The following is a 4,162-nucleotide window of genomic DNA, read 5'->3' as shown; positions in this document are numbered from 1 at the left end:
CGGCGTGGGCTCCCCCGCGCGGGAGCCCCTCGCGGCCGGGGTGCTCGCGGCGGTTCCGGGACCGGGCGTCGCCGAGGAGCTCGCCGCGCACGGCAACAACCTCGCCGAGCTGCTGCGCGCCCGCGCCGTCGAGCGCGGCTGGTCGGGGCGGGTGGCGTTCGAGTGCGGCGGCGAGCGGGTCACCCACGGGCAGGTGCACGCGCGGGCCGCCGCGCGGTCGGCGGCGCTCGCGGCGCTGGGCGTGCGGGTGGGCGACCGGGTGGTGCTGGTGCTGGACGACGACGTCGACTTCGTGGTGCTGTTCCTGGCGGTGCTGCGGTTGGGGGCGGTCGCGGTGCCGGTGAACCCCCGGCTGCACCGGGGCGAGCTGGCGGCCTGCCTGACCGCCGCCGAGGCCGCGCTGGTGCTCTGCCGCGCGCGGGACGTGCCCGAACTGGCCGCGCGCACCCCGGCCGACCTGGACTTCCCCGCTCCCCCGGTCCCCGCCGCCGCGCTGCCGGACGAGCACCCCGCCTACGCCCTGTTCACCTCCGGCACCACCGGCGCGTCGCGGCTGTGCCCGCACGCCCACGCCGACCCGCTGGTGTACCAGCGCGCGTTCGGCGGCCCCGTGCTGCGGCTGACGCCCGACGACGTGGTGCACTCGGTGTCCAAGATGTACTTCGCCTACGGCCTGGGCAACTCGCTGCTCTACCCGCTCCTGGCGGGCTGCCGCGCGGTGCTGGAACCGGGGCCGCCGCAGGCCGCGCGGGCGCTCGCGCTCGTCGACGAGCACCGGGTGAGCGTGCTGTTCTCGGTGCCCACGTTCTACTCGCGGCTGCTCACCGAACCGACGTGCGGGCTGCTGGCGGGGCTGCGGCTGGCGGTGACGGCGGGCGAGGTGCTGCCGCTGTCGCTGGAGCGCCGGTTGGGGGCGCTGCTGGGCGAGCGGCTGCTCAACGGGATCGGCACGACCGAGGTGGGGCAGGCGTTCACGTCCAACGCGGCGGGCGCGCACCGGATCGGCACGGTCGGGCGGGCGCTGCCGCCGTACGCGGTGCGGGTGGTGGACGAGCTGGGCGCGGTGGTCGGGGCGGACGTGGTGGGGCGGTTGCAGGTGCGCGGGCCGACGGTGAGCGCGGGCGCGCGGCCGGACGGCGGGCCGGGGCGCGAGCCGGGCTGGTACACGACCGGTGACCTGGCCTCGTGCGACGCGGACGGCTACCTGGTGGTGACCGGGCGGGCGGACGACATCGAGAACGTGGGCGGCATCAAGGTGCACCCGGTGGACGTGGAGTCGCTGCTGGCCGAGCACCCGCTGGTGGTGGAGGCGGCGGTGTGCGCGGTGCGGGAGGGCGGGCGGAGCGGGTTGCGGGCGTACGTGGTGCGCTCGGGTGGTGAGGCGGAGGGTGGTCCGGACGACGGGGACCTGGCGGAGGAGCTGCTGGCCGCCGCGCGCGCCGGGCTGACCACCTACAAGGTGCCGCGCGCGGTGGTGTTCGTGCCCGCGCTGCCGCGCACCGGGTCGGGGAAGCTGCGCAGGCACGTGGTGCGGGGCTGGGTGGACCGGTGAGCGCTCAGAACTCCGGGTACTCGGCGCACAGCCGCCCGCCGAACCGCGTCCGGGCGTGCTCGCGCATCCTCGGGCCGTAGACGGGGTGGTCGGCGAGCTGGGTGTAGGAGGTCAGCTCGCCGATGTCCACGATCCCGGCCTTGACCGCGAGGTAGACGTCGAAGCCGGGGTACATCAGGCCGACGAACGGCAGGTCGTCCACGTCCAGCGCGAGCACCGGGTGCTCCCCCGTGGAGTCGGGCTCGCCGACCGCGTAGACGCGCCGCGAGTCCGAGCCGCCGGGCAGCAGGAAGCACTCGGGGAACAGCCCGGCCAGCGGCGCGTACAGCTCGCCCCAGCCGGGGCCGTAGCACTCGGTGGCGACGCGGTCGAGCGGGCGCGGGGACAGCTCGCCGTCGTCGGTGAACCAGCCTTCGCGGCGCAGCAGGCCGGTGTCGAAGGCCAGCCAGGCGCGCAGGCTGGGCGGCAGCGGTCTGCCGGACGGGAAGGTCGCGCCCGCCAGCCACCCGGCGGGCGCGGGCTCGGGTTCGCCCTCGACCCACGGGTGGTCGTAGAAGTCGAACATGGACCGGTGCGGGTCGCGCCGCACCGACTCGACGGCCCGCTCGGCGAGCGCGACCCCGTGTGCTCCGTCTGCCATGGCCGGGAAGCTAGCAGCGACCCCCGACAGCGGCGGCTCAGCCCGCCGAGCGCCTGCCTCGGGCCCGGCGGACCGTCATGAACCACAGGACACGTAGCCGGCCACCAGCCAGAGGAGCGCGCGCACCGGGTGCAGCGCCTCCCCGGCCCCCTCCCGCACCCAGGTCACCGCGATCTGGGGGAGGCTGAGCGCGACCACCGCGAAGACGAGCGCGACGCCCTCCCTGGCGTTCACGGGCAGGAACCTGCGGGCGCCGAGGGCCCGGTGCGCGGGTGTGGGCCCCTGGTGCTCGTCCGCGACGCGGACGACGTAGCCGACCAGGAGGAACAGCGGGATGGCGAGCGGGGCCACGACCAGCGGCGGGACCTGGAGCAGCAGCAGGACGACCATGGTCAGCCCCAGCAGCGCCAAGCAGGCCAGCGCGAGCAGGATCTTCCGCTTGGCCGTCGCCCCGTCCAAGGCCGCTCCCCTCATCTCGCGGGCGCGACCGGGACGCCCCCGCACCCTGGTGCCCCGCGCTGGACACGAGCCCTCCACGCGGGTGACCCACGTCACAGGCGTGTGATTCAACGGAACGGGCCCCCGGTGGGTTTCCAGGCCGCAAGCGACCCGACGAACCAGAAGGAGGCGGGGTGCAGGTCGACTACGACCAGTTCGTGACCGATCGCCTCGACCAGCTCCTGCGCTACGCCACCGCGCTCACCTGCGACAAGCACCTGGCGCAGGACATCGTGCAGGACGTGCTGCTGCGGGCGAGGCAGAAGTGGGCCCGGATCGGCGCGCTGGAGGTGCCCTACCTGTACCTCAAGCGCATGGTCACCAACGACTACCTGTCGTGGCGGCGGCGGCGCGCGGCGCGCGAGGTGCTCACCGGGCACGGCGGGTTCGACGAGGTGGGGCCGGTGGTGGCCGACCACGCCGAGCGGCACGCGGAGCGCGACGCCATGCGCGCCCTGATCGCCGCCCTGCCGCGCAAGCAGCGGGCGGCGGTGGTGCTGCGCTACTACGAGGACAGCAGCGACGAGGAGATCGCGTCGGTGCTGAAGTGCTCGGTGGGCACGGTGCGCAGCAACATCTCCCGCGCGCTGGCGAAGCTGCGGGTCCAGCGGAGCGAACAGCCGGAGGTGCTGCGATGACCGACCAGGAAGCGCTGATCAGGGCCGCGCTCGCGGCGCAGGCCCAGGAGCGGGTGGACCACCGGGAGGTGGCGGCGCGGGTGCGCACGGCCGCGGCGCCGCGCCGCCGGGGTGCGCTGATCGCGGCCGGGGTGCTCACGGCCGCTGCCGCGGTGGCCGCCGTGGTGGCGCCGATGACGTTGCGGGACGCGCCCGCCGAGCGGCGGGAGGTGGCCACCGGCGCCGCCGCGCAGGAGCAGACGGTGCTGCTGCTGGGCGTGGACACCGGGGAGGGGGCGGACCGGCCTTCCCACGCGGACACGGCGGTGCTGCTGCGGATCTTCCCGGACGGCCGGGTCAGCGGGGTGTCCCTGCCGCGCGACCTGCGGGTCACCGGCGCGGACGGCCGGGCCACCAGGCTGGCGACGGCCTACGCGGCGGGCCACGAGCAGGCCGGGCAGGAGGGGCGGGACGCGGTCGCCGGGGGCGCCGGGGCCGCGCTGGACGCGGTCGCCGAGGTGACCGGGGTCAGGGCGGACCACTGGGCCGTGGCGTCGATGGACCGGTTCGCCGAGCTCAGCGACCTGGTCGGCGGGGTGCGGGTGTGCCTGAGCCAGCCGGCGCGGGACGAGTACGCGGGGGTGGACCTGGCGGCCGGTGAGCACGTCCTGCGGGGCGAGGAGGCGCTGGGCTTCCTGCGGCAGCGGCGCGGCCTGGAGCAGGGCGACCTGGACCGGGTGACCCGGATGCAGGCGTTCCTGCTGGGGCTGCGGACCTCGGTGCTCGACTCCGAGGTGCTCGGCGACCCGGCGAAGCTGACCGGGCTGTTCGACCGGGCCCGCGACGCGGTGCGCA

The 4,162-nt window shown here is 76.1% G+C and carries 5 protein-coding genes; 3 read left to right on the top strand and 2 right to left on the bottom strand.

Annotated elements, in window-relative coordinates; translation table 11 throughout:
* Window positions 1-1,552 (top strand): AMP-binding protein (locus ACTUAL_RS02300; protein ID WP_440899103.1); only part of this gene is annotated, 1,552 nt, incomplete at its 5' end.
* 4 nt (window positions 1,553-1,556) lie between these two features.
* Here the strand turns inward: ACTUAL_RS02300 and ACTUAL_RS02295 are convergent.
* Together ACTUAL_RS02295 and ACTUAL_RS02290 are read right to left on the bottom strand one after the other, a co-directional pair.
* The gene (locus tag ACTUAL_RS02295; RefSeq protein ID WP_440899102.1) at window positions 1,557-2,192 is read right to left on the bottom strand and encodes a hypothetical protein; all 636 of its coding nucleotides are present in this window, start codon (window positions 2,190-2,192) and stop codon (window positions 1,557-1,559) included.
* Between the two features lie 75 nt (window positions 2,193-2,267).
* A complete protein-coding gene (locus ACTUAL_RS02290) occupies window positions 2,268-2,651 on the bottom strand; it encodes a hypothetical protein (protein ID WP_440899101.1) in 384 nt (127 codons plus the stop codon).
* Window positions 2,652-2,824: 173 nt separating this feature from the next.
* On the opposite strand from ACTUAL_RS02290, the gene ACTUAL_RS02285 reads away from it, so the two are divergent.
* Together ACTUAL_RS02285 and ACTUAL_RS02280 are read left to right on the top strand one after the other, a co-directional pair.
* Window positions 2,825-3,328: a SigE family RNA polymerase sigma factor gene (locus ACTUAL_RS02285; protein WP_015802337.1), complete on the top strand. Its 504-nt coding sequence runs from the start codon at window positions 2,825-2,827 to the stop codon at window positions 3,326-3,328.
* Window positions 3,325-4,162 (top strand): LCP family protein (locus ACTUAL_RS02280; RefSeq protein WP_440899100.1); only part of this gene is annotated, 838 nt, incomplete at its 3' end. The genes ACTUAL_RS02285 and ACTUAL_RS02280, both read left to right, overlap by 4 nt.

Source organism: Actinosynnema sp., assembly GCF_052038725.1.
Note: the sequence above shows the minus strand (reverse complement) of the source record. Positions and strands in the feature narration are given on the sequence as shown.